Raw genomic sequence first — 25,429 nt, 5'->3', positions numbered from 1 at the left:
TACGTCGAGATAGAATCTGAAGCCCCCTTACTGATAGTTAGAAGGAACAAAAAAGAGGCTAGCGATTGCTAACCTCTTATAGAAGGGGCATTAGGATTTCCGACGAGCGAATTTTGCTCTTCCGCCTAAGAAACCTAAGCCGAGAAGTCCGATCCAAGCTAAGAAACTTGCCTTCTCTGATCCTGTCTGTGGCAGTTTTTCTTTCGACTGCACAGTGTCTGGATTTACGGCTTCTGATGTAGACACAGGAGAAAGAGGAGTCGCATTTAGCGCCGTCGGTGTCAATATCCGAGAAATTCCACTTTCTTTTTTGTCTTCTAGCGGAAGCAACGGTTTCGTTTCTTGTGAGTCTTCACTTGGACTTGTTGGTAGTGGCACATCCGGAGTAATTGGATTTTCTTCTACCACTCCTGTTCCGACTTCTGTTATCTGGTCCTGGGCTTCTACTTCGACAAAGGCATCGACTTCTGTCCGAATTTCTTTGCCTTCTTCTTGTCGAACCTCGATTAACTTCAACCGGCGTCCAACCTTCCCTGCTTGAAGGATCCGGCTTTCGCCCTTGGCCAAGTCCTTGTTTTCACGCGTTTGACTCTCAAATGGAATCTCCTCCGCTTCGATGAGCAGTTCTGGCTTTTCAAGAATCAAATCCCGAACACCTTCGTCTGGGCGTGTCTGCGTCAACGGTTCATAATTGTGAGCATCTTCTAAGATGGTTTTAAGGGCTTCCACTTGATTCGCTGCAGCAACCAAATCTGGTCGCTCTTGATTCAACAACTGAGTCAATTCAGTCAATTGATGTTGAATAGTCGGTTTGAAGGCTGCTTTCAAGCGATCGAGAGAAGTAGCCTTGATCTTTTCTACTCCTTCTTTGATAATCTGTTGTAGCTCTTCTTGACTGAGCAACTGACTATCTTTTCCTGATAGGACAAACCGGTCTACCTGGATAGCTCTAGATGACTGAAGATCATTGAGGGCTGGATCCAGGTGCAAGCGTAGCTGGTGGTAGCCTTTTGCTAGGCCTTGCAGATTGACCAAACTCTGATCGAGTTTGCGTTGATCTCCGTAGCCACTGAAGTAATGATCGCCTTCGATCTCATAATCATGCCCCCGCCCTTCTTCAAAGGCGATTTCTTTTCCGTCCAGGGTGACGCTGTAGAGACCATGGCTTGGATCAACCACGCCTCGAACCTCCACACCAGTTCCCTTAAAGGTGATGGTCACATCAATGTGTTTCTTTCCTTCTTCATCAGTTACTTGGTTAAAACTCGACCAAGATTCTGTGCCATTTGAGAAGTTTTGATTGTCTGTCTCGTGGTGCCAACCCTCACTGTAATGCAGTTTTGGATCCTGGTCATCCACTTCTTTACGATTTTCCGGAAGCAGGTCCTCATTCATCACTTGGACTGTCAGCTCTGGAATAAAGCCGACCAGACTTCCTTGATCCGGATGCAACAATTTGACCTTAAAGTCATAGACATCTGTCGCCTTGCCTGCAAAATCAAGGGTTGGGACTTGGACTGTTTTTTCTGTCTCTCCATCTGCAAACTCGAGAGTGACATTGGTATCTTTATAAACCTTGCCATGAACCCCTGTTCCTGGTTCTGTGATTAATTTAAGACTAGCACTTCCTTTAGAGCCACCTTTTCTCTTGACGACGACTTGCGCTGGGTCGCCTTTCTTAACAGCTAGGGTTGGCTGGGCAAACTCAAAGAGACCCTTTTCTTGGTTATTGAGGGCATAAATCCCTTCCGTTGCGATCGCATCTCCCTTGCTATTGACTAAGGTCAAAGTATGGGCTCCTGCTTTCAAATCCGGTGTTTCATAGACCTTTTGGCTGCGTTTGCGGGTTGGACTTTGGGTATTAACCGTCGCTAGTTTTTGGCCATCGACATAGACATCCATTTCCCCATGACCAGGGTCTACGGTTGCGACGACATAGGCTTTGGTGCCTTCGAACTGATAGGTTACCGAAGCTCCCTTTTCCTTGGTCCACATAGAGGTGCCTCGGACACCTTCTCCCTCTTCATTCCATTGGCTATTGGCCCGGTCAGCAGTCCGGTCAGAATGATAGGCCAAGCCAAGTGGGTAGCCATCGGTTTCTTCGATGCTAGCTGGTGTCTTATAGACAGAGACGCCGTTCAAGATTGGAGTGGCTTGGGCATCGGTGATGGACACTCGGAGGTAGCGACTATCAACTGGTTGCCCTTTGATCAAACGGCGGTATCCAACGGTTGACCCAGCCCCAAAAGGAACCCATTGCCCATTCACCGCTACATCGATGGTGAAACCGGAAATCCGTTGGCCTTTCTCGATGGTTTCTTTGAGCTCTACCACATCAAAATGTTGCTCTTTTCCAAGATCGAGGACAAAAGATCCGGTCTTGGCATCATCGGCAGGTGCCCAACTGGTCTTCTCATCTCTATCCGTCAAATGGCTGGCTGAGTAATGAGAATTGCGCCGTGTCGAGTCAGCTTCTACCAAAGCGCCCGCCGCATAGTCCACGCTGTAGAGTTGATCCAAGGTCTGGCGGAATTCTTTCAAACGGGCTACATCGGCATCCGCAAATTTCCCATCTTGATTCGGTGGAATATTGAGCAAAAGCGGGGTTCCACGGCCGACCGATTTGAAGTAAATATCCATCAATTCGCGCAAGGACTTAGGCTCTTGATTGTCATGGTAGAACCAGCCGGAGCGAATGGAAACATCGGCTTCTCCCACTGAGTATTGCTTCCCTTCTGGATCCCCGTGATTGAGGTAACTGTTGGATGGATTGTTGCGAATCTTATCCGGATTGACCTTATGCCAAACTGGATCTCCGGCAATCCCCTTTTCATTTCCAATCCAACGAACATTGGTGGGCTCAGCTGAGAAGATGGCAATATCTCCTTGGGCCTTACGAATGGCATCAAACCACTTATCAAAGGTATAGGTGACTTTTTGAGCCCCATCGCCACGCGCTCCATCCATCCAGACTTCCACGAACTTGCCCTTGTTTCCATATTTTGGATCTTCAAGGATTTCTTTGAGCTGGTTGAGATAGTATTCGTTGTATTGGTCCTCTGTATCCACATGGTAGAGCGGGCTGTGAGCATCCCAAGGGGAGAGGTAGACCCCCATATCCATGTCATACTTGCTGGCAGAAGCAGAAACTTCGGCTAGGACATCGCCTTTTCCTTCCTTCCAACCACTTTTGGCAATGGTATGGTCGGTGTATGTAGAAGGGTACAAGAGGAAGCCATCGTGGTGCTTGACGACCATGATGGTCCGTTTGAAGCCAGCATCTTTCAGGGTTTTGATCCACTGATCGGTATCCAGATGTTCTGGATAGAAATAATAAGGATCTTCTTGCCCATCTCCCCACTCACGATCGTAGTAGGTATTCATCCCAAAGTGGATGAAGGCTGCTAGTTCTTCGCGGTGGTATTGCATTTGGGCCTTGCTTGGAAGCGGTCCGTAATCCGCAATCTCAGGCTCCTCATCTAGAGAAGTGGCTGGTTGGGCTGCTTCTATCCCTTGGCTGACTGCTCGGCTTTCTTTCTCACTCGTTACGGTTGAGGAATGTTCTGATTCTTCTTGGTGATCTTTCACAATTTTTTCCTCCTCCCTTTGATGCTCGACATCACTTGTGTCGATTCGTTCTTCACGAGTCTCACTCCTCTCAGCTTGTTCCTCTGCATAACTGGTAGTGACTCCTAAAAAACAAGTCGCTACGACTACGGAGCAAACCCCTACTGAGAGTTTGCGAATGCCAAATCGATTTCTCTTATCAAATAATCTTTTTCCCATATTCCATTCCTTTATGTCATCAGGTAAAGAGGGTGGAGACTCCCCCCATCCTCTTTCTGTTACCTGTGAACTTTTCACCGTATATTTACTGGTTTATCCAGTTTTTTTACTTGGCCTTATCGGCTCTTTTTTTCTTATCATCCAGCACAGCACCGGCAAGTCCTGCTGCTAGGAGACCTGCAACGAGGCTTGCGACGCTTTCTTCTGATCCTGTATTTGGTAATGTATCTTCGGAAACTAGAGCAGACGAAACTGCTGGCGCCTGAGCTATTTTCTCAACTGCCTTCCCTTCTGAAACGATTCCTTTCTGACTGACAGGTTCCACTCCAACAGATGACTTAGAAGTTTCTGCTAGCTCTGGTCTTTCTGAGACATGAGGACGTTCTGGGCTCGGAAGCGGTTGTGGCTCTGGTTGTGGTTGTGGCTGTGGCGTTGGCTTGTCACTTGGATTTTCCGTTGGAACTTCCTTGGTGCCGACTTCTGTGATCTCTGCTACTGGTTCCACCTCGACAAAAGCATCGACTTCCTTACGTGTTTCCACACCGTTTTCTTGTGATACTTCTACAAGATGGAGCTTGCGTCCTGCTTGGCCTTCTTGCACAAGCTTCTTCTCACCTTTCGGTAAGCTATCATTTGGACGTTCTTCACGCGCAAAATCAAGTTCCTCTGCCTCAATGATAAGTTCTGGCTTCGTATGAACCAGATTCTTAACCCCTTCTTCAGGAATGGCCGAGCCTGTAGGTGCTTTTGCGGATAGAGAAAGTTGATATACTTTTTCGAGCTTGCCATCTTCTGAGACAACCTTGACAAGAGCAGGTGTATCAGAACCTTTAGCATCAACAACTGTAACAGCTGCCCCATTCTTACCAAGTGCTGAAACGATTGGACGTTCTCCCTCATACTCTAGATGATAATCCGTCACATCTGGGTTAAATCCTTCTAGGTCTTTGCCATTCACTTGAATGGTGACGTCTGTTGTCGCCTGAGCCTCTTCCGTTGGGGCATAGGCGCTCAATTCAATGATTCCGATACCTTTAAGATTTTCATCACGAACCATTCTTAAACGGATGGCTTTGGTTCTGGTTTCATTGAAGCTGAGGTTAGAGATATAACCAGGCTCAAAGGCATAATCCAATCTGTAAGGAATTTCTTCCCAGTTAGAGGCTTGGTTAAATGGATGATCTGGAAGGTTTTTCAGATTGCCATAATCATCCGGAACATCAAAGTCTGGTCCGATGTAGCGTTCAAGAACCGTCTTGGTTGGCAGACCTGTTTCCTGATCTGCAAAGAAATCGACTGCTACTTTATTGACTAAGCGCTCTGTTACTTGACCATTTTTCTTGAAAATGAGACCGGCAAACACTTCGGTTTGATCCGGCTCTCTCTTCCAGTTGGTCCAACGGTAGTACTCGTTGTAGCCACCATCATTGATGTAATCGATATAGTCGATTTGATTTGGATCGAGATCGTTGGTTTCACTAGCAAATGCTCTGGTATCCTCTGCATTGTAGTCACGGTTCACAGAGAGGATTTCTCCTGTCTTTTCGGACACCCGGACGATCAGCTGTGCTGTCAGATCATAGCCGAGGACTTTTCCTTCTAACGTGAAGCTGCCTTCATGAGAAAGTGCACCAGCTGGGATAGCCTGCCAGTCCACCGTCAGTTCCTTGCGTTCATAGCCTGTAGCCCCTTTGAAGTAGACACCTACGGTAGATGGTAGAGCTAGATCTTGACCGACTTTCACAAAACGTCTGCCTGCTTCTACTGCTACTGGGGCAGCTTGTTGCAGTTTTTCTGCATCACTTGTGAGATGGAGGCGGTATTCTTGTAAGATAGTACCATCTTCCGCTTTATGGACGACACGGATTGGCTCACCTTCATGGACGCTTGGCACAACCGTTGCAAGACCGTGATGGCTAGCTGTCGCTTCCACTTGTGGATAAGCCCGATCACGCGCATCGATGTAGTAATCGGTCACACTTGGATTAACTCCTGGTAAAACTTCACCGTTGACACGAATGGTCACCTGGCTCTTTTCTTCTGCTGCGACCTTATTGGCAAATACCTGAATCTCTGAAATAGAGCTTCCACGTTTGCCTTCTGGTGTCTTCATTCGGATCCGAACGGCATAGGTGTCGACTTTATCAAAACTAAAATGATTCATCTTGCCAGCTGTCACTGCTTCGTCAACGCTTAGGTTGCTGACTTCTTTCCAGTTAGATGGGTTGTTAAATGGATGGTCTGTTTCGTCTTTGACGTGATTTGGATTGCTTGGTACTGCTGGGATTTGCTCACCCACATAGTATTCAATCACATATTCACTTGGAGCCCCAACACCGTGGTCTTCGTGGAAACCAACATGGAGGTTATCCACTGCACGCTTGGTCAAGATACCAGAGTCCCCAAACAAGATACCGACAGAATCTTCCGCATTGTCACGGCCCCAGTTGGTCCAACGGTTAGCTGGAGCATCGGTAAAGGAGATGACCTTATCATTGACCTTAGCAACTGGATCTGCATCATTAGAGTCACTTGCAAAGGCAAGTGGCAAGACTGAGCCTGTCCATTGTTCTGCTACGTTGGCTCCCTTGACTGTGTTTGCGGAAACACGGATATGAAGACGGGTTGGAAGGTTGGTTCCTTCTACACGACCGGAGATAACAACTTCTCCTTCTTGGGCCAAGAGTTGTGGATCGACCGCATCCCAGGCTACCTTAGCAGCATAGGTCTTGCCATTAGAGTGATAGGTCCGCACGCTTTCTGGAAGTGCTGGTTTTTCACCGACTGGAGTTGTGGTGCTGACTTCTTCTACAGCGATAATGCCTTCAACTGTGACTTGGGCTTGGGCTTCTTTCTCCACCCCCTCTACCTGACCTGTGACTGTAAAGTTATGGTAATCCTTGACTTGATCTGCTGTTACGGCATCCCAGGTCACGCGTTTTTCTTTCGGGAATCCCTTATCATACTCGACCAAGACTGTCTCTGGAAGAGCTGGCAAAACGTTTCGATCGGTGCTGATCCGTACAGGACGCACCTTGACAACTGTCTTTTCTTCTGGATTTGGCGTGATGGTAAAGGTTAATTCCCCTGTTTTTCCTTGGAAGTTAGCTTGTAAATGAACCAATCCTGCTTCCCGCAGTTCCAAACCTTTCTTGCTTGCGACTGCTTTTCCTTGACTACCGGCTGCTGTTGCCACATCGATTTGATCTGCTTGGAGGCTAGCTACACTGCCATCTTGGTAATGAGCCAAGACATCAAGCGTTACCGTTTGGTCTTCCTTGAGTTCTTGCCCTTCTGGCAGACGCAATTCTAAACGCTGGATTTGTGGACTTTCTTCTTGGAATTGCACAGCATAGGTCTGTACAGCTCCCGTATCCTTAGCAGTGACAAAGATTTGAGCTCTCAAACCATTTTCGCGATTAGCTTGTAGGACCGTGACTTGGGCATTTTCTGCACTCGCTGTGACCTGACCAGGCTCTTGACCATAAGCCAGCGGACGGAAAATAGTATGGTTGCCACTGCCAAATTTTGGAAGGGCTACCCCATCTAGCTGTACTGTTGGTTTCTTAGCCTTGCTGACTGTTCCACCAGCAACCACCAGAGTCGCTTGGACTGCTTCCCCATTGCCTAGGAGTCCTGTAGCTTTCAAGCGAGCACCTGGTGTAGACAATTGCTCCTCTTGACCAGCTTCCAAGGTCCATTGATCAACTTCATAGCTAACTGTTCGGCCATCTGTGAAGACCAATTGCACAGTCTTATCCACTGTCGCTAGGTCTGCTCCCTGCGGGATTTGTTTGATAACTGGAAGGACTTGCTCCACGCCGATCACATCAACCAGAGCTTCGACCGTGCGTCCTTGAACATGACCTGTCACACGAACTTGGCCAGTCCGACTATAGTCTGCTCTTTCCCATTCAACGGCTTCTTCTTGGGCCTTGCCATCACTATAGACGACAGATACGTGACTTGGAAGCTCAGGTACCTCACCTAGGTAAACTTGTGTCCGAACCGGTTCTACTCCCAAGATAGAGCGTTCTTTCTGGTCCTTCTTGCCTGTAAAGAGGCTGACTTGGTCTGATTGCAAGCGATCTGAGTCTGCATAAAGAGTAAAGGATCCTGCTTGCTCAGTTGATTTGACAATCACCACCCCTTTGCCGTTAAAGGCCCGACGTTGCCATGAGCCATCTTCCTGTGCTTTGTAACGTTCACGGCTGGCTTGTTCCCCGTTGTCGACGCCGACAATTTGACCTTGTCCATGCAGATGGAAATTCACCAAATTATTGGCAGTTGGCACGACACGGCCTGCTTCATCAACGATTTCATAGGTAATATAGGTCAAATCTTTACCGTCTGCCGCAATGGCGTGTTCTTCTTTTAGCAGACGAACACCTGCTGGCTTCCCAGCCGTTTCGATTTGATCGCGGGCAATCACTTCCCCTGCTTCGTTGCGGGCAATGGCTTCCACTTTACCTGGTACATAAGGAACCAACCACTCTAGATAGAGTTCATCCGGATTTGCCCCTTCCTGATAGGTCCGGCCATCAGCAGTGGTCTTCTTGGTAAAGGTCTTCACCCCTTGTGATTCCCCATTGACAATCAATTCCACACTGTGGGCATTAGAGAAGGAACGAACAGGTATCCGACCTTCTTCATCCATGACACGATTGGCCAATTCTGGATTTTCCCAGTTCCAATGTGGTAAGAGATGGACCATTGGATGTTTCTCAGCTGACAACCATTGACTTTGGTAAAGGTAAAAATCATTCTTCGGAAGGCCGGCAGTATCCACGATACCGAAATAAGAACTTTTCACAGGTGTATCATTTTGGTTGTGCCATGGTGTTGGCTCACCAATATAGTCTGTACCTGTCCAGATAAATTGACCTGCATAGCCGGCATGATCGCGGTCAAAGGTCCAAGAGGCTGTCGCTGTCCGACCCCAACCAACCCGGTCATTGCCGTAGTCTGATTGTTCATAGTGGCGATCTTCTTGGTTGCTTCCGACCCATTCTCTTTCAGGGTGGTAGTAAGAGCCCCGTGTCCGCGTCGCAGAAGAGGTTTCAGAACCATAAATGAGCCAGTTTGGGTGTTTAGCTCGTAGGCTTTCATAGTTGGCCTCTGAATAGTTAAATCCAACTGCATCGAGCTCTGCCGCTACCTTTTCATGCCCTCCTGATCCATCACCAAAGCGGAATTTATCAGCTCCCATGGTGACATAGCGAGTTGCGTCCACTTCCTTGATGGTCTTGACGAGACGACGAACGGTTGCGACAGACTTATCAGATCCATCTGCCTCACCGATTTCGTTACCGATTGACCACATCACAATAGAAGGATTGTTCTTGCCTCGCTCTACCATGGTTCGAAGGTCATAGTCAGACCACTTATCCCCTTTACGAGCTTCTGGATGCGTTGCATCCTTTTCAAAGAATCGACCGTAATCGTATTGTTTCTTACCACCATACCAAGTATCAAAGGCTTCTTCTTGGACCATCAAGCCCAACTCGGCCGCAATTTGCAAGGTTTGTTCACTGGCTGGGTTGTGGGTCGTCCGGATGGCATTGACTCCCATGTCCTTCATCTGTTTGAGGCGGCGGTATTCAGCCTTGTAATTTTCCTCAGCTCCGAGAGCCCCATGGTCATGGTGAAGGGAAACACCGTGGAATTTCGTAGCCACTCCGTTAAGGAAGAAGCCCCCTTCTGGTGTCCAATTCAGATAGCGGTAGCCAAAGCGTTCCTTTTGCACATCGACCAACTGCGAATCCCGATAGACCCGCGTATACAGCGTATAGAGGGCTGGGTTATTGGTCTTCACATCCCAGAGGGTCGGTTTTTCAACATGAAGAGTATGAGACAAGTTGATCTCTTGACCAGCCAAAATGGATTGAACTTCACTACGTACCTTTTCACTGACCACTTGACCATTTTGATCGACGATTTCGTATTCTGCATAAATACTGTGGGCTTGATCATCTTGGTTGACAATACGACTCTTCACAAGAGTATCGACTGCCCCATTCTGTTGTTCTTCTAATTTTGAACTCGTGATGGTGGTCCCATACTTAGCCACATGAACCTTGTCCGTCACACTGAGTTTAACATCACGATAGATCCCACTTCCAGAATACCAACGACTACTTGGTTGTTGGTTGACTACATGAACCGCGATGGTGTTTTCACTTCCATCCGCATTCAAATAAGGAGTAATATCATAAGAAAAAGCATTGTAGCCATTTGGATAATGACCAACAAATTGCCCATTTACATAGACTTTCGAATCCATGTATACTCCACCAAATTCCAAACGCACCTTCTTATCGAGGTCCTTGTCTTCCAAACGGAAGGTCTTGCGATACCAAGCATCCCCACCGTTTAATTGTCCCCCTTCATTTTGAGCTGGAGAGTTGTGATCGAAGTCAAAGAAGATTGACCAATCGTGGGGTAAATCTAATTTTTTCCAGTTTTTAACATCCACCTGGCGACCTTCTGCACCAGGAGCTGCATTTAATTTGAAATACCAGTCCTTGTTAAAGTCTCGTTCGCGATCTTGCACCATGTCCTCCGCTACCTGTTTTTGATCTTTCGTAGCCTCTTCAGTAGCCCCAGCAGAACGTTCACTTGTTTGAGGTTCCACCTGTGGCTGTTCGACTTCGCTCTCATTTCTTTCAGGAGTAATGACAGCAGGCGCCTCTAAGGTTGTTGAAGCTTTATCACTTGTCACAACCTCTCCATTCGTTACCTCTGACGCTTCCCTTGTGGACGTCATCTCCTCTTCTGTTACAGCTCTTCCTTCTTCTTCTGCCAATACTGATGGAGCTCCAAAAAAAGATACACCGATTAAAACAGAACAAGCTCCAACCGCGAGCTTGCGAATACTAAATACACTGCGCTTTTCAAAAAAAGACTTTCCCATATTTAACCTCCTATTGGGATTTTTTAAAATGTAAGCGCTTTCTAAAATGCGTTTGCAAATAAAGAAACTCTACATTTTAACTATACCAAAAGTTGAGCCTTTAACAAGAGAACAGGCAAAGAATATATAGTTTGTACTAAAAGAACTATACTTTGTCGAACTGATTCTTATAAGCATAAAATAGGATTGTGCAGAGAATAAATCTCTTTCATATACAAGAAATTGATAAAGAAGATAGTGCTGACGACCATCATTCAGTATAAAAGATTCAAGACCTCCTCTATATCCTGTTTGATTTTTTCTATGCCCTAAAAAGGGATTCTCCTGTCTGAAATAGTTGTCATTCCAGCGGAGATAAGGTAGAATGAAAAGGATGAATTGAAAGGATACCACATGAACTACATTATTACTTTTTTAATCTCTATGATCCCTCTGGTAGAACTTCGTGGAGCTGTTCCCTATGCTATCTCTAGCGGAATTCCTCTCTGGCAAGCTCTTTTGATTGGGGTGATTGGAAACATGCTTCCTGTCCCTATTATCTTCTTTTTCGCTCGCCATATCCTGGAGTGGGGAAAAGAAAAACCTGTGATTGGGAATTTCTTTACTTGGTGTCTCAACAAGGGCCATCGTGGAGGTCAAAAATTGGAAGAAGCTGCAGGAGATAAGGGAATCTTTTGGGCCCTACTCCTCTTCGTCGGCATTCCCTTGCCAGGAACTGGAGCCTGGACTGGTACCCTCGCCGCCTCTATTCTAGACTGGGACTTCAAACGGAGCGTCCTAGCAGTCATGCTGGGAGTCATTCTAGCAGGGCTTATCATGGGAACCCTCTCGCTCCTCTTTGGACTCGATACCTTTGCGCATTAATACCCAAAGAGGCTGGGACAAAAGTCCTAGCCTCTCAATTGTCTTTGGATTGTCAAGCAAGACGCAGTGTTTGAGTGGGCTCTACTACGCTGATTTCATCAGCTTTTACAGCCCTACTCAACTGTGAGGAGGTGGGACGACGAAATCGAATTCTAACGAATGACCGATTTCTGTCCCACTCTCTTTTCTTCTTGCAAAAAAGAGGTTTCCATCGAAACCTCTTTTTTTATTCTTAGTTGTTAAGAGCTGCTGCCATTGTTGCTGCAACTTCTGCTTCAAAATCATTTGAAGCTTTTTCAATACCTTCACCAACTTCAAAGCGAACGAATTCAACAACTGAAGCATTTACTGATTCAAGGTAAGCTTCCACTGTCTTGCTGTCATCCATGATGTAAACTTGTGCAAGAAGAGTATAGGCTTGGTCAACTTTCGTGTTGTCCAAGAAGAAGCGATCCATTTTACCTGGGATGATTTTATCCCAGATTTTTTCTGGTTTACCTTCAGCTGCCAATTCAGCTTTGATATCTTCTTCAGCTTGAGCAACCACTTCGTCAGTCAATTGAGCTTTAGAACCATACTTCAAGTGTGGAAGAGCTGGTTTACCAACCATTGCACGGCTTTCGTTGTCTTGGTCGATCACGTGGTTCAATTGTGCCAACTCATCTTTCACGAATTGCTCATCCAATTCTTTGTATGAAAGAACAGTTGGTTTCATTGCAGCGATGTGCATTGAAATTTGTTTAGCAAGTGCTTCGTCTCCACCTTCGACAACAGAGATAACACCGATACGTCCACCGTTGTGTTGGTATGCACCGAAGTGTTGTGCATCTGTTTTTTCAAGCAAAGCAAAACGACGGAATGAGATTTTTTCTCCGATTGTAGCTGTTGCAGATACGTACGCTGCTTCAAGAGTTTCACCTGAAGGCATTGTCAAAGCAAGAGCTTCTTCGTTGTTAGCTGGTTTACCTTCAGCGATGACTTTCGCTGTTTCGTTTACCAATTCAACGAACTGAGCGTTTTTCGCAACGAAGTCAGTTTCAGCATTTACTTCAACTACTGCTGCAACGTTACCGTTCACATAAACACCAGTCAAACCTTCAGCGGCAACACGGTCAGCTTTCTTAGCTGCCTTAGCCATACCTTTTTCGCGAAGCAATTCGATTGCTTTTTCGATGTCACCCTCAACCTCAACCAAGGCTTTCTTAGCGTCCATGACACCAGCACCAGATTTTTCACGCAACTCTTTAACAAGTTTAGCTGTAATTTCTGCCATTTTGATTCTCCTATATTTTTTTAAAAATAGGAGAGCCGGGCTAAGCCCCGCCCTCCTAGGTAATTACGATTGTGATAATTAAGCGTTGTCGCCTTCTACAACTTCAACGATTTCTTCGATTGAATCTGCTTGAGTTTCAGTTGCTGCCAATTCAGCTTCAACTGATGCAACTGCATCTTCACCTTGACGTCCTTCGATAACAGCGTCAGCCATTTTCGCAGTGATCAATTTAACAGCGCGGATAGCATCATCGTTTGCTGGGATGATTACATCGATATCGTCTGGATCAGTGTTTGTGTCGACCATCGCTACAACTGGGATACCCAATTTCTTAGCTTCTTTAACAGCGATTTGCTCTTTGTGTGGGTCAACAACGTACATTACGTCTGGGATACGAGGCATATCTTCGATACCACCCAAGAATTTTTCAAGACGAGCGCGTTGTTTGTTAAGAAGTGCAACTTCTTTCTTAGGAAGAACGTCGAAGATTCCTTCTTCTTCCATGCGTTTGATTTCTTTCAAACGAGCGATACGTTTTTGGATTGTTCCCCAGTTAGTAAGGGTACCACCCAACCAACGGTGGTTGATGTAGTATTGACCTGAACGAACAGCTTCTTCAGCAACAGCTTCAGCAGCTTGTTTCTTAGTACCAACAAACAATACAACTGCGTCGTTTGCAGCAGCATCACGCATGAAGTCATATGCTTGGTCAGCGTATTTTACTGTTTGTTGCAAGTCGATAACGTGGATTCCGTTACGCTCAGTGAAGATGTACTTAGCCATCTTAGGGTTCCAGCGACGAGTTTGGTGACCAAAGTGTACACCAGCCTCAAGAAGTTGTTTCATTGAAATTACTGCCATGAGTAAATTCTCCTTTTTGTTTTTTTCTCCTCTCCCAGACGTCAGCTTGCAACACGACCACAAGGGCAACGGTGCCACAATGGTTCCGAGATGAGTATTTATTGCTTTACGCAACTTTATCAGTATAGCAGATTTAGAAGCTTTTTGCAAGTCATTTGAGAGAAATTCCTAGACTTTTCCTGCTTTTCTTCAGGACCTTCCTCCTTCCCTTATTTTTTCTCCACGATTCTCATTCTTTCCCTTTCATTGGCCTTTTGTCTGAAATTTTTTCTTGACCTTATCTGATTTTTAAGATAAAATAGAATATGTTGTGGCGGTATAGCCAAGTGGTAAGGCACGGCTCTGCAAAAGCTTGATCGTCGGTTCAAATCCGTCTACCGCCTTCACAAACAAATATCAATGAGCCCAGCAATGGGCTTTTTTGATACATCAGCTTGATGGAATCTCACTTTCGCCGCTTTGTCAGTGATCGTGTTTTCCATTCATGAAAGGAAACGATATTATGAAAAAAGTTACCTTATATGCTCTCAGCATCCTCTCTTTGGCCATGCTCGCTGCTTGCCAACCAGCACAAGAAGAGACTCACCAAAGAAAACCTCTTGTGAGCAGCTCTAAAAAAACCTCTAAAAGCTCTAAGAGTTCTAGAAGTTCATACTCTAAAAAGTCATCCAGCAAAAAGGATTTTTCATCAGGCTTCGACGATGATCATTCTCATAGTTCTTCAGACTCTAACACGCGCGAGGATCCTAACTATACAATGAGCTTGATGGACCAAGGAGAATCACTGGAAGCTATCGGGGATATCCCTGAAATGCCAAAATGGGCTGCCTTCAAAGAGATTAAAGTGGAAATCCTCGTCGGGAATGAAGCCCTTGCTCCTACTACAAAAGATGAAGCCATCAGCAAGTTAGGCCCTACTGATTCCACTTCTGATAATAGTGGTTACTGGCATGGGGAGGGCAGTGGTATCATGATTAGTTTTAATGAAAAAGGCCAAGCTACTAACAAAATTGCCACCTTGCCTAACTCTAAAAAGGTTACGAATCTCAAGGATATTCAACCTGGAATGACAGCTAAAGAAGTCATTGAAAAACACGGCCGTCCAGAAACTGTTTTCGTCTTTGGCTACGCGACTATCTTTACTTGGAAAGGTGAAGACGGGAAGGACTACTCTGTCGGTTTTGACAAAGAAACAGTCTTCCAAGTCTCTGAGCCTGCATAAGAATCCCTTCTCAACAAACACAAATCCTCCAAGACCAGCGTCTTGGAGGATTTCTTTGTATCAAGGGGGAAGGCCCCTTTTTCATTCCTTACAATTCTGCAATTTGATTGAGGTTGACTTCTGCCACAGTGTCATTTCCAAACATGGTGATAATCATTTTCACCTTGTTGTTATCGATTTCTGTGATCTTACCAGTGTAGTCTGCAAAGGCACCATCGATGATGCGTACAGTATCTCCCACCTTCACATCAATGTTGAAATCTTGAACTGTTTGTCCCATCGAAATCAAGATGTTACGAATCTCGTCTTCCAAAAGTGGAGTTGGTTTTGAACGGTTCCCGTGTGATCCAACAAATCCTGTTACGTTTGGTGTATTCCGAACAACAAACCAAGCTTCATCAGTCATGACCATTTCTACTAAGACATAACCAGGGAAGCGATTTTCTTCGATTTCTTTTGTTTTCCCGTTCTTCTCGATTTGCACAGTTTGAGTAGGGATTTCTACACGCAAGATGTTTTCCAACATGTTATATGTTTGTGCGCGTTGAAGAAGGTTTTCCTTCACTTTGTTTTCATATCCTGAGTAGGTCTGTAGGACAAACCAGCCTTTGTCAAAACTATCCATTTTTGTTTCCTTTCTTATCTACCAGAGGTCCATCGTTTCATCACGATACTAAAAAAAGCCTTCTGGCTCTTGTTTTCCTAGCTCCATTATAACATAAAACCGGAGAAAGCAAAGCAGTTTCTCTTGTTTTTCTTCAGCAAGATAAGAAAAAAAGCATCCACTGAGGACGCAAATTTGTTTCTTTTTTAGAACATATCGATTAGCTTCAAAATACCTTTAGCCACTACTTGGTCAAATAAATAAATCAAAGCTACAAAAAAAGCGGTGTACTCAATCACGGAGATAAAGTTTTTCCATCTTTCCTTGCGATTTGGCCAAGTCGTGTTTTTTAGCAAGACAAAAATATCTTTAAAAAATTTCACAACATTCTCCTATCTGGTTTCTTTATGAATTGTATATTTGCTACAATGTTTACAAAACTTGTTAACTTCTAGACGTTTTGGTTTTGGCGTCGCACTCAACTTGATTGAGTAGTTGCGTGACCCACAAACCGTACACGCTAGACTTGCTTTTTTTAATGCCATAACGCCTCCATTCATACCATTATAGCAAGTTTTCTACTATTTGACAAGTTCTTCTGCTCTCTGGAAGCGCATTTTGTTTGGCTTTTCTCTACGATTTGGTACAATATAGGAGATAAAGGAGAAATTATGAAAAGCGATCATCTGAAAGAAAGTAAAAACATTGAAGACCGTCGCGGGCAAAGTGGCGGAAGCTACTCATCTGGCCGCTCTGGTGGGAATTTAGGGGGTGGTATTTTACAAATCCTCCTCTCACCTGGAAGCTTCAAGAGTAAACTAATCTTGATCCTGGTCCTCATCTTTTTGAGCGGCGGAGCTGGATTAAGCGGGCTCTTTGACCAAGGTCAAAGTACGCAGAACTATAACTCAGGACAAGTCACGCGCCAAAGCAATACCCAGGTGAGTGACGGAGATAGCAAATTCGTCAGTCAAGTCCTTGGAACTACTGAGGATTTCTGGGGGCAAACCTTCCAAAATGAAGGCCGAACCTATCATAAGCCAACCTTGGTTTTCTATACGGGTCAAACTCGAACTGGCTGTGGCGTAGGCCAAGCATCTGCCGGCCCCTTCTACTGTCCGACAGACCAAAAGATCTATTTGGACATCAGTTTCTACAAAGAGTTGACCACCAAATACAAGGCTAGTGGAGATTTTGCTATGGCTTATGTCATCGCTCACGAAGTCGGCCACCACATCCAAAACGAATTGGGGACTCTTCAGAGTTACCAGAAAGCCATCCGAGGGAAAAGCGAGACAGAAAAAAATGCCCTCAATGTCCGTTTGGAACTTCAAGCTGACTACTATGCAGGTATGTGGGCTCGCTACATTGAAGAACAAGGCCTCATGGAGACAGGAGATATCGAAGAAGCGCTCAATGCTGCCCATGCCGTGGGAGATGATACCCTTCAAGAACAAGCCTATGGCTACTCCGTCCCTGATAGCTTCACCCACGGGACTTCTGAACAACGCATGCGCTGGTTCAAACGTGGTTACCAATATGGTGATTTTGAGCACGGAGATACCTTCAGCGTCTCTGACGAAGACTTGTAACAACCCTAAAACCAAAAGCCTTTCAGGTCATCATCTGAAGGCTTTTTTGTTACTTTATCTACAGCGATCTAAGCTTTATAATGGCTGGGAGTGTTCAATAAATAAAGATGATTTCTATTTTATGAAATTATTCAACTCAATCTCGAAACTTTCCGCCTTGAGAAAAGTGCTTGAAACATTACGTTTCAAGCACTCGGAATTATTGAGACCTTAGGCTCAATAATTAGTCATGGAACTTCTTCGAAGTTCGCTGACGTCCGTACTCACCTAAGGAAAGTTTCTAAGAAGACTGTGAATGGAAAGAATCTTCCCATCTTTTAAGCATCTATTTTTAGAATCCAAACCAACCTTTGAAAGTATCCCAGGCATTTTGTGCTTTTCCAGGAATATCTGCTTCATCGATGGCTTTTTTGGCATCGTCTACGATACCTGCAGCGCGTTCTTTGACCGTATCAAAGAAGCCCTTGTCCTCTTCTGGACTCTCTGTTTCTGTTTCTTGACCGACAGGGGCAATGCCATTTTCCTGGTAAGAATTTTTCTCATTGTCAAAGCTAGTTCCTTCTGTATAAGGAAGGACGCTATTGGCTACATTTCGGAAGATCACTGAGGCTGTCTCTGCACTGGTCCCTGTCAAATAGTGGGTTTCATCCGTCTTAGGGAAGCCTAGCCACTGACTAATGACCACATCTGGCGTGTAGCCGATGACCCACTGGTCTCCGGAAAGATCGGGGTTGAAGTCCGTTTCAGTCGTTCCTGTTTTACCAGCCATGGTATAACCATATGGTGCTGCATTGACACCCGTTCCATTGGTAAAGGTTCCTAACATCATATTAGTCATCTTCTTATTAGCTGAACTGCTGAGCACTCGTTTCGATTTCTGGCTGTGACTTTTCACCACCTGACCGCTAGCATTTTCAATCTTCGTAATGAGATGGGCATCGTTCATCACTCCATCGTTGGCAAAGGTTCCATAGGCCTGAGCCATCTGAAGGGGATTGGTCGTCACACCAGATCCGAGGGCAACTCCGAGAGATCTGTCCACCTTGTCCATATTGAGACCAAATTTTGTCCCGTAATCAAAGACCGTATTAAGCCCTAACTCATTGGCTGTAGCGACTGCTGGAAGATTGAGAGATTCTGCCAAGGCTTGGTACATAGGGACAGTCGGGCTACCTTGAATGCCGCCGTAGTTATCGACTGTATAACTACCGTAGACCTTAGTCGTATTGTCCAATTCTTTGTTGGTCGACCAGCCGTTGGCAACAGCTGGACTATACACGACGAGAGGTTTAATGGTAGAACCAGGACTTCTCGCAGATTGAGTCGCATAGTTATAGCTTCGGAAGCCAACATCTTGGTCACTAGCCACGCGCCCAACGATCGCCCGCACTCCTCCGGTCTTAGGATCCAGGGCTACACTACCAGATTCTGCCCGCGTGCCATCTTCGGCAACTGGGAAGAGATCTACATTGTCGTAGATGACCTGCATGCTGGCTTGGTAATTCTGGTCCATCTCTGTGTAGATCCGGTAACCATTCTTGATGATATCTTCTTCTGTTAGACCATATTCGTTGACAGCCTCATTGATAACCGCATCAAAATAGGACGGGTAGCGATAATCTTCTGACTTGCCTTCATAGGCATCAATCAGTTGGCCATGAATGTCGACTGCGGCGGATTGATCTGCTGTGGCTTGATCGATATAACCAGCTGCGACCATATTTTGTAGGACCGTATTACGACGATTGGTCGCATTCTCGACAGAATAAAGTGGATTATAAATTTCTGGCCCCTTGAGCATACCGGCAAGGACAGCTGACTGATCCAAAGTCAACTCACTAGCGGATACACCGAAATACTTCTTAGAAGCATCTTCAATCCCCCAAATCCCATTCCCAAAATAGGCATTATTGAGGTACATGGTCAGGATTTCTTTCTTACTATATTTTTTGTTAATCTCGAGGGCTAGGAAGAACTCCTTGGCCTTCCGCTCAACCGTCTGATCCTGAGAAAGATAGGCATTTTTGGCTAACTGTTGGGTAATCGTCGATCCCCCACCAGAGCGACCGGCAGTCAAAATCGCCAGGAAGAAACGACCGTAGTTAATCCCACTATTTTTGTAGAAACTCCGGTCTTCCGTCGCAACAACTGCATTTTGCAAGTTTTCGCTAATGGCATCTAACTCAACGTAGGTCCCTTTTTGCCCCGTTAGGCTACCTGCTTGGTTCCCATCTTTATCATAGATGATCGTAGTCGCCTTGAGGGCATTTTGCAGATCTGCTACATTGGTTGTCTTGGCTATGTAAAAAAGATAACCTCCAACAATGAGACTAAAGGTCAGGCCAATCAGTAGGAAGATCTTGGTCAAGTGATACTTGCGCCAAAAGCGTCTGATTGGATGTTGGGAGTGAGATTTTCTCCGTGACTTGTCCGAGCGGCTATAGGTCGGAGCTTGCTCCTCCCCGTCCGTTGATAACTCAACCTCTTCCGCAATCTTCCTTGGGTTTTTTTCTCGTTGGAAATGACGAATCATTCCCTCCATTAATTCTTTTAATTTGTTCATAGTCCCTATTTTATCACCTTCCTAACGTCTAGACAAGAAAGACCTTCGCAAGAAAGAATACTTTTAGCTTTCTTTAAGGTTGCTATCTAGTCTACTCTAGGGCGGGTTTCAGCGTCTCGTTCCCCCCCTTCCCCTTCCTCCTTCTCACCTTTTCTTTCCTCTTGCTTTCTGATACAATAACACTATGCATTATACGATAACGATACCAAGCGCCTTACCCACGATGACGGTCAAAGAGGCCCTTGAAGATTATTTTCTCATCCCACGAAAGATTCGTCATTTTTTGCGAACAAAAAAACATGTCCAAGTCAATGGGGAGACTGTCCATTGGCAATCGATGCTTCAGGCTGGTGACCAACTCACCCTCACCTTTGATCCGGAAGATTATGAAGAAAAGGAGCTCCTAGCAGGGGATGCTAGCCTGGTCGAAACCCTCTATGAAGATGAGCACCTCATCATCGTAAACAAGCCCGAAGGCATGAAAACGCACGCCAATCAACCAGATGAAATCGCCCTTCTCAACCATGTCTCTACTTATGTCGGAAAGACCTGTTATGTGGTTCATCGCTTGGACAAGGAGACCAGTGGGGCTCTTGTCTTTGCCAAGAATCCTTTTGTTTTACCCGTCCTGAATCGACTGCTAGAAGACAAGAAAATCCAACGAGACTATTGGGCCTTAATCCTAGGCAACTTACCCAAAAAGCAGCTGGTTTATAAGGACAAATTAGGACGAGATCGCCACGATCGACGCAAACGCATTGTTGATCCTCGAAAGGGCCTCTATGCGGAAACCCATGTGACCGGCTTAAAGACTTTCAAACGTACCAGCTTGGTCAACTGCCAGCTCCAGACAGGTCGCACCCACCAGATCCGCGTCCACCTCTCTCACCATGGCCATCCAATCGTGGGAGACCCTCTCTACAACCCAGAAAGAGCTCCTCGTCTCATGCTCCATGCCCACCGCTTGCGACTCACCCACCCCTTTACCTTAGAAAAAATCCAAGTTGAGGCTCCTTCTGCAAGTTTTGAAAAAGGATTAAAAGAGCAGACATCTCCATAGAGCCAAGCGAGTGGTGCTCCTAATCGATTACCTTACAGAGTAATCAAAAAACAGCTAGTTGATTTTCAAAAAATGACTTATTTTGCCATTTAAGAAGATTAAAAACTTTCCGCTGTGAGAAAAGTGCTAGAAACAATAGTGTATCTAGCACTCGGAATTATTGAGACCTTAGGCTCAATAATTAGTCATGGAACTTCTTAGAAGTTCGCTGACGTCCGTACTCACCTAAGGAAAGTTTTTCGGAAGATTTTATCTACATCTAAAAACACAGAATCAAATTGATTCTGTGTTTTTTTGCTATTTCTACATAGGTCCTAGTCCGTCGTTTCTTCACTTGCGGCTGGGCTAACTTCTGTGTTTTCTGACTCTGGAGATGGAGTCTGAGCAGGATCTGAAGTTTCTTCCTTATTCAGATTAGAATCGCTCGTGGCAGGACTTTGAGGGGCTGGGGTTGCTTCGTCTGCTTCCACTGTCACTGCTGTCGATGGAGCCGCTAGCAAATCATCTCGAAGGGCTTGGATCGCCTGTAACAAGGCTTTCTTGTCGCTCTTCGGATCAGCTAGTTGATCAAAGAGGGCTTCTAAGCGTTCAAACTGAGCATCACTGGCTCCTTTTTCGGCCAATTGTTGGTGGAGAGCGATCAACTGGTTATAAATCTCTTGATAGAGAGCTACGTCTCCAAGTTGAGGTTCTTCTGTTTTCTTTTGCTTTTGTTGTTCAATCGTTTCACCAACTTCACGCAAAAGAGTTTTCCCAGTTGTCAAAGCCTTATCAGCATCTGGCTCTTGGCGCACCTGTTCCAAACGTTCTTCAAAAGCAGGACGTTTGCTTTCTTCTACTTGTGGCAAAAGAGAGGAGATTTGATCGATAAGGGCTGTCAGGAGATTAGAGCGTTGACGAGACTCTGTCTTTTCATCCAGGTCGCCATAGACCCCCTTGAGGAAGTCGTAAACAGCTAGGTTATAGGACGGAGCATCTGCTCCCTTTTGATCCAGAACTGTTTTTTCAATTGGATAGGTTGGAGCATTTTCCTGAGACACTAGTTGGTCAATGGCTTTCTTGGCTTGGTAGAGTTCCATGAAATGGGCTTTTGAGTCCCAAGCTTCTTCAAAGGCTTGAGCCCGGTAAAGCTTCAAAGCAAGGTCCGCTGCTGTCGCCCGCAATTCTGGTGTCAAGCGCGCATCACTTAAACTTTGGTAGAAATACTTGAGGTAGTCCACCGAAGTCACACCGGTCCGATCTTGCATCTCTTGAATGGCCTGCAACAATTTTCCTTCTTGCTCCAATCGTTGGCTATCCTTGGCCGTATAGGCTTCCTGCAACTGAGAAACCAGGCTTTCTTTCTTGAGTTGGAAGGCTTCGGTATCTAGCAAGCGAACCTGCTCCAATAATTCCTGGTAGCGACGGTCCAAGGCCGTTTCTTCTTTCGGTTTGACTTCCTGGGTCGCGTGGATATATTCCTTGTCAACTTGGTCAAGACTAGCCAAGTAGCCTGCTGTTGAATTGCTTGGGAAGTTTTTAACAGTTTCTAAGAATTGACCCAAGTTCAACTCAATCCGTCTTTGTTGCAGAGGATCGGATGCGTACAAAGTCCGACTTTCTGCCAGGAGTTGGTTGACCTTGTCCTCTACAGCTTTCTGGTCCAAGTCACCTTTCTGGTAAGCTGATTGGATGGTCGGTAGACGGTGAGCCAGATAGTCCGCCAAGCCTGCTGAGCGCACCTTGATATAGTGGTTATGGTCTCCATGCGGAATGACAAATTGACCATTCTCGATTTGCATCGTATATGGTGAAATACCAGAGCGAAGTGCTGTTGCATAAAGCTCATTGATAAAGTCTAGCTCAGGATTTCCTGTTTCAAGCGGAATCCGAACATGCTCCTTCCGTACTGCATAAGGGTGGATATGGGTTGGATCGTATTCTTGGTCTGGATTGTTAAAGACAAAGAAACCATTGGAAATCTTGATAGCTTCCCGAGGGACGCCGTAAGTCTGGCTAATGTACTGAATTTTTTCTTCATCCGAAGCATCGCGCGAATAGGTAGCCACATCATCTGTCAGTGGTTGACCCTTGTCCTCTTCCTTCTTACCAGCCAACACTGCCTCTGCAGCTGCGATTTCTTGTGGAGAGAGATCCTTCTTGTAGAAGTAATGAGCATGGTCTCCGTGAGCGACCATATAGCCCTCGGCATCCTTGCTGATGACATGATCTGCATGGAATCCATGATCGTGCTCATGGGCCTGTTCGCCTTCATGATGATGGTCATGATCAGCTTCATGGTCCTCATGGTCATGCTTGTGATGAGGATCCTCCTTCTCATGGTCGTGGTCCTGATCGACTGGTTTTGTGTCTGGGCTTGAAGGTTGAGTTGGACTCTCTTCTTTTGCGATATTTCCACCTTGTGTACGGGATAGTTGGAACTGTCGTGCCAACTCCCGCTCTAAAGGCGAAAGGAGACTATAAGGGATGAAATGGAAATGATCCCCATGAGGATAAACTACCCCTTGATCTGTCCATTTGGTAATCTTACTTGGATCAAAAACAGAACCATCCGACTCAACATGGCGCTCTGAAAGCGGAGTTTTTTGCAACTCTTCCAAAAGGCTCGGCAAGCTCCCCCCCTTATTAGTTGCTGTTGGATGAGGCACAGAAGCTGTAATCGTTGGAGTGACCGGGTCTGAGATTGGCTGATTCGGATTAACCGATGAAGCTAGCTGGCTAGAAGGTGGAGCAATAGGATTTACTTCATTTTTTCCTCCTCCATTTAAAACCGCTAAGGCAGCATATAATTCTCCAGCTGATAAGGCACTCTTCGGAATATAGTGGTAGTGTCCCCCATGAGGCACGATAAAGCCATCTCCTGTATCAGAAATTACATCCCCAGGATGGAAGACATAGCCGTCATCTGTCCGGTAGCCACCTTGGCTAGGCTTGACTCCTGCTGTTAGACTAGCTACTGTTTTCCCTTCTCGTAAAGCCTGACTTGGCTGACTAAAATCACGAGTTTGCCCAGCTTTTTGGACACTATCTTTCGAAGCTGAAACCAGCTCTCCTTTTTTCTGTTGGGCAATTTCCTCCACTGAACGAACATTCAGTGTATGTTGCGGATCGGTTAGATAAAGGTAGTAGGTCCCATCCTTCTTGATAATATAGCCATCTCGCACCTGTGTGACAATATCCGATTGCTGCAGTTGGTAAGTGGGATCACGTAATATCAGTTCCTCACTAAATATCGCATCGTAAGGGACCTTGCCATTGTAGTAATGGAAATGATCTCCATGGGAAGTCACAAAGCCCTCGTCAGTAATCTTGACCACAATCTGCTCTGCCTGGGTCTTTTCCTTCGAGTTGACGGTTTCAATGCTTTCTTCCTGCTTGTTTGAGCTGCTAGCTGACTTTTTCTTGTCTCCTTGTAAATACTGCACCTGGTTCTGATTCTTTTTGTCTTCCTTGACTGGTGCTTGCTGACTTAAAGCGTAGGCACATAAACCCAGACCTAGGGTTGCTACTAATCCGATTGTTCCTTTTTTCTTCATTCTTCTACTTACTCCTGTAATTCTTTGGCTAGGCTAGCCATATTTTCTTCTAGATTCTCCAAGAAATCTTTGTTATCTTCTGGATCTGCTTCGAGAGGATCCAAAACCTTCACTTTTGCCCCTGTCGCCTTGGCAATGCTATCAGCCACCTTGGAAGAGGTATGCTTCTCAACAAAGATGGTATGAACTTGGTAGTCCTTGACAAACTGCTGAATCTCCGCTAATTGACGGGCTGTTGGTTCCTGCTCAGGTGAAATCCCTGCGATTCCTAATTGTTTCAAGCCAAAGCGCTTGGCTAGATAAGAAAAGGCTGTATGCTGGGTCACGAAGGTTTTTTGTGTCACTTTTTCAAAGAGAGGCTGGTATTTTGCCACCAAATCCTCACAGCGTTTTTCAAGCTTTTGGGCATTGGCCTCATAATAACTTTTGTTATCTGGGTCAATGTTTCCCAACTCTTGGGCGATGATCTTACCTTCTTCGGCAATTTTCAGTGGATCCATCCAAGTATGAGGGTCATACAAGTGTTTTGTATCCTTCCCTTCCGTATCCTCAATATCCTCTAATCCAGCAACCTTATCCAATTCCATTCCTTTGCTGGCTTCGATGACCCGCAGTTTCGAGTCTTGCAAGCTAGGATCTAGACGTCCGGCCCAAGATTCGAGTGTTTGAGAATGGTAGACGAAGACATCCGCATCATAGATCTGGGCTGTCTCCTTGGCCGAAGGTTCGTAATCATGAATCCCCGCACCTGACTGAACCATCCAGACCTCGTTTCGATCACCTGAGATTTCCTTCACCAAGGAATAGACAGGATAAAAACTCGTCACAATTTTGAGCCCCTTTTTAGTTGAGCCAGCTCCCGAACTCCTCTGACTCCCACAAGCCACTAGCAACAAAAGGAAGACGAATCCAATTCCTAATGCCCTTAGTTTCCTCCAAAACATCTATAATCCCTTCTCTTTTCTTAATCGGTTTATTAAATAGTTAATTAACTAGTTAATGATAACGTTAATTTTTTAGTTTGTCAAGAATTTTTTTGTATTTTTTATCACACAGAAAAAAGAGGCCCCTAAGGGCCTCTCAGAACGTAGACAAACGTCATTTTTGGCGTTTGTCTTTTTGTTGTATTTTTAAAATTATTTGCTTTATCATCTG

General features: G+C 45.5%; 13 protein-coding genes, 1 tRNA gene and 2 pseudogenes. 5 read left to right on the top strand and 11 right to left on the bottom strand.

Translation table 11 applies throughout. From position 1 onward, the window contains the following. Window positions 1-90: 90 nt before the first annotated feature. On the bottom strand, window positions 91-3,786 hold the full coding sequence (locus tag ABT997_RS04965) for an alpha-L-fucosidase (RefSeq protein ID WP_350018891.1): 3,696 nt from the start codon (window positions 3,784-3,786) through the stop codon (window positions 91-93). A gap of 106 nt (window positions 3,787-3,892) precedes the next feature. Next, complete coding sequence (locus ABT997_RS04960; RefSeq protein WP_350018890.1) at window positions 3,893-10,699, bottom strand: Ig-like domain-containing protein; 6,807 nt, start codon at window positions 10,697-10,699, stop codon at window positions 3,893-3,895. Between the two features lie 393 nt (window positions 10,700-11,092). Between ABT997_RS04960 and ABT997_RS04955 the strand changes: the two genes are divergently transcribed. Beyond that, complete coding sequence (locus ABT997_RS04955) at window positions 11,093-11,563, top strand: COG2426 family protein (protein WP_350018889.1); 471 nt, start codon at window positions 11,093-11,095, stop codon at window positions 11,561-11,563. A 232-nt stretch (window positions 11,564-11,795) separates the two neighbouring features. Here ABT997_RS04955 and tsf read toward each other — a convergent pair whose 3' ends face one another. Further along, complete coding sequence (gene tsf, locus ABT997_RS04950) at window positions 11,796-12,836, bottom strand: translation elongation factor Ts (RefSeq protein WP_350018888.1); 1,041 nt, start codon at window positions 12,834-12,836, stop codon at window positions 11,796-11,798. A gap of 78 nt (window positions 12,837-12,914) precedes the next feature. After that, window positions 12,915-13,697: a 30S ribosomal protein S2 gene (rpsB, locus tag ABT997_RS04945; RefSeq protein WP_042507486.1), complete on the bottom strand. Its 783-nt coding sequence runs from the start codon at window positions 13,695-13,697 to the stop codon at window positions 12,915-12,917. Between the two features lie 312 nt (window positions 13,698-14,009). On the opposite strand from rpsB, the gene ABT997_RS04940 reads away from it, so the two are divergent. Both ABT997_RS04940 and ABT997_RS04935 read left to right on the top strand, forming a co-directional pair. After that, a tRNA-Cys gene (locus tag ABT997_RS04940) sits at window positions 14,010-14,080 on the top strand. Between the two features lie 119 nt (window positions 14,081-14,199). Next, window positions 14,200-14,919 carry a hypothetical protein gene (locus ABT997_RS04935; RefSeq protein ID WP_350018887.1) on the top strand — a complete coding sequence of 240 codons (720 nt, stop codon included), beginning with the start codon at window positions 14,200-14,202 and terminating at the stop codon, window positions 14,917-14,919. 88 nt (window positions 14,920-15,007) lie between these two features. Here ABT997_RS04935 and nusG read toward each other — a convergent pair whose 3' ends face one another. From nusG to rpmG, 3 genes are all read right to left on the bottom strand, one after another. Next, window positions 15,008-15,544, bottom strand: coding sequence for a transcription termination/antitermination protein NusG (nusG, locus tag ABT997_RS04930; RefSeq protein WP_006595435.1), 537 nt, complete (start codon window positions 15,542-15,544; stop codon window positions 15,008-15,010). 185 nt (window positions 15,545-15,729) lie between these two features. Further along, complete coding sequence (gene secE, locus ABT997_RS04925) at window positions 15,730-15,906, bottom strand: preprotein translocase subunit SecE (protein ID WP_006595434.1); 177 nt, start codon at window positions 15,904-15,906, stop codon at window positions 15,730-15,732. A gap of 9 nt (window positions 15,907-15,915) precedes the next feature. Next, window positions 15,916-16,068 carry a 50S ribosomal protein L33 gene (gene rpmG, locus ABT997_RS04920; protein WP_006595433.1) on the bottom strand — a complete coding sequence of 51 codons (153 nt, stop codon included), beginning with the start codon at window positions 16,066-16,068 and terminating at the stop codon, window positions 15,916-15,918. 126 nt (window positions 16,069-16,194) lie between these two features. Here rpmG and ypfJ point away from each other — a divergent pair, with 126 nt between their 5' ends. Continuing rightward, window positions 16,195-17,115 (top strand): KPN_02809 family neutral zinc metallopeptidase, encoded by a 921-nt coding sequence (gene ypfJ / locus ABT997_RS04915; protein ID WP_350018886.1) that lies wholly within the window; start codon window positions 16,195-16,197, stop codon window positions 17,113-17,115. A gap of 331 nt (window positions 17,116-17,446) precedes the next feature. Here the strand turns inward: ypfJ and pbp2a are convergent, their stop codons facing one another. Further along, entirely contained in the window at window positions 17,447-19,678 is a 2,232-nt protein-coding gene (pbp2a, locus tag ABT997_RS04910; protein WP_223363404.1) for a penicillin-binding protein PBP2A, read from the bottom strand. A gap of 184 nt (window positions 19,679-19,862) precedes the next feature. Between pbp2a and ABT997_RS04905 the strand changes: the two genes are divergently transcribed. Further along, window positions 19,863-20,738 (top strand): RluA family pseudouridine synthase, encoded by an 876-nt coding sequence (locus ABT997_RS04905; protein WP_350018885.1) that lies wholly within the window; start codon window positions 19,863-19,865, stop codon window positions 20,736-20,738. Between the two features lie 478 nt (window positions 20,739-21,216). Here the strand turns inward: ABT997_RS04905 and ABT997_RS04900 are convergent. From ABT997_RS04900 to ABT997_RS04895, 3 genes and pseudogenes are all read right to left on the bottom strand, one after another. Next, window positions 21,217-23,344: pseudogene (locus ABT997_RS04900) on the bottom strand (pneumococcal-type histidine triad protein); the annotation flags it as partial. Window positions 23,345-23,496: 152 nt separating this feature from the next. Next, window positions 23,497-24,274: pseudogene (locus ABT997_RS09815) on the bottom strand (pneumococcal-type histidine triad protein); the annotation flags it as partial. A gap of 8 nt (window positions 24,275-24,282) precedes the next feature. After that, complete coding sequence (locus tag ABT997_RS04895) at window positions 24,283-25,218, bottom strand: metal ABC transporter solute-binding protein, Zn/Mn family (protein ID WP_350018883.1); 936 nt, start codon at window positions 25,216-25,218, stop codon at window positions 24,283-24,285. Window positions 25,219-25,429 lie beyond the last annotated feature (211 nt).

Origin of the sequence: Streptococcus australis (assembly GCF_040226615.1) — a bacterium.
Taxonomy (GTDB): Bacteria; Bacillota; Bacilli; order Lactobacillales; family Streptococcaceae; genus Streptococcus; species Streptococcus australis_E.
The sequence above is the reverse complement of the archived record's forward strand: the minus strand, read 5'-3'. Positions and strand labels throughout refer to the sequence as shown.

What these genes read in the sequence shown, in the direction of transcription:
- rpmG (WP_006595433.1), bottom strand. Translation starts at nt 16,068, where the DNA reads ATGGCATTAAAAAAAGCAAGTCTAGCGTGTACGGTTTGTGGGTCACGC.
- ABT997_RS04905 (WP_350018885.1), top strand. Translation starts at nt 19,863, where the DNA reads ATGCATTATACGATAACGATACCAAGCGCCTTACCCACGATGACGGTC.
- ABT997_RS04965 (WP_350018891.1), bottom strand. Translation starts at nt 3,786, where the DNA reads ATGGGAAAAAGATTATTTGATAAGAGAAATCGATTTGGCATTCGCAAA.
- ABT997_RS04960 (WP_350018890.1), bottom strand. Translation starts at nt 10,699, where the DNA reads ATGGGAAAGTCTTTTTTTGAAAAGCGCAGTGTATTTAGTATTCGCAAG.
- tsf (WP_350018888.1), bottom strand. Translation starts at nt 12,836, where the DNA reads ATGGCAGAAATTACAGCTAAACTTGTTAAAGAGTTGCGTGAAAAATCT.
- nusG (WP_006595435.1), bottom strand. Translation starts at nt 15,544, where the DNA reads ATGGATAGTTTTGACAAAGGCTGGTTTGTCCTACAGACCTACTCAGGA.
- rpsB (WP_042507486.1), bottom strand. Translation starts at nt 13,697, where the DNA reads ATGGCAGTAATTTCAATGAAACAACTTCTTGAGGCTGGTGTACACTTT.
- ypfJ (WP_350018886.1), top strand. Translation starts at nt 16,195, where the DNA reads ATGAAAAGCGATCATCTGAAAGAAAGTAAAAACATTGAAGACCGTCGC.
- ABT997_RS04935 (WP_350018887.1), top strand. Translation starts at nt 14,200, where the DNA reads ATGAAAAAAGTTACCTTATATGCTCTCAGCATCCTCTCTTTGGCCATG.
- ABT997_RS04955 (WP_350018889.1), top strand. Translation starts at nt 11,093, where the DNA reads ATGAACTACATTATTACTTTTTTAATCTCTATGATCCCTCTGGTAGAA.
- ABT997_RS04895 (WP_350018883.1), bottom strand. Translation starts at nt 25,218, where the DNA reads ATGTTTTGGAGGAAACTAAGGGCATTAGGAATTGGATTCGTCTTCCTT.
- pbp2a (WP_223363404.1), bottom strand. Translation starts at nt 19,678, where the DNA reads ATGAACAAATTAAAAGAATTAATGGAGGGAATGATTCGTCATTTCCAA.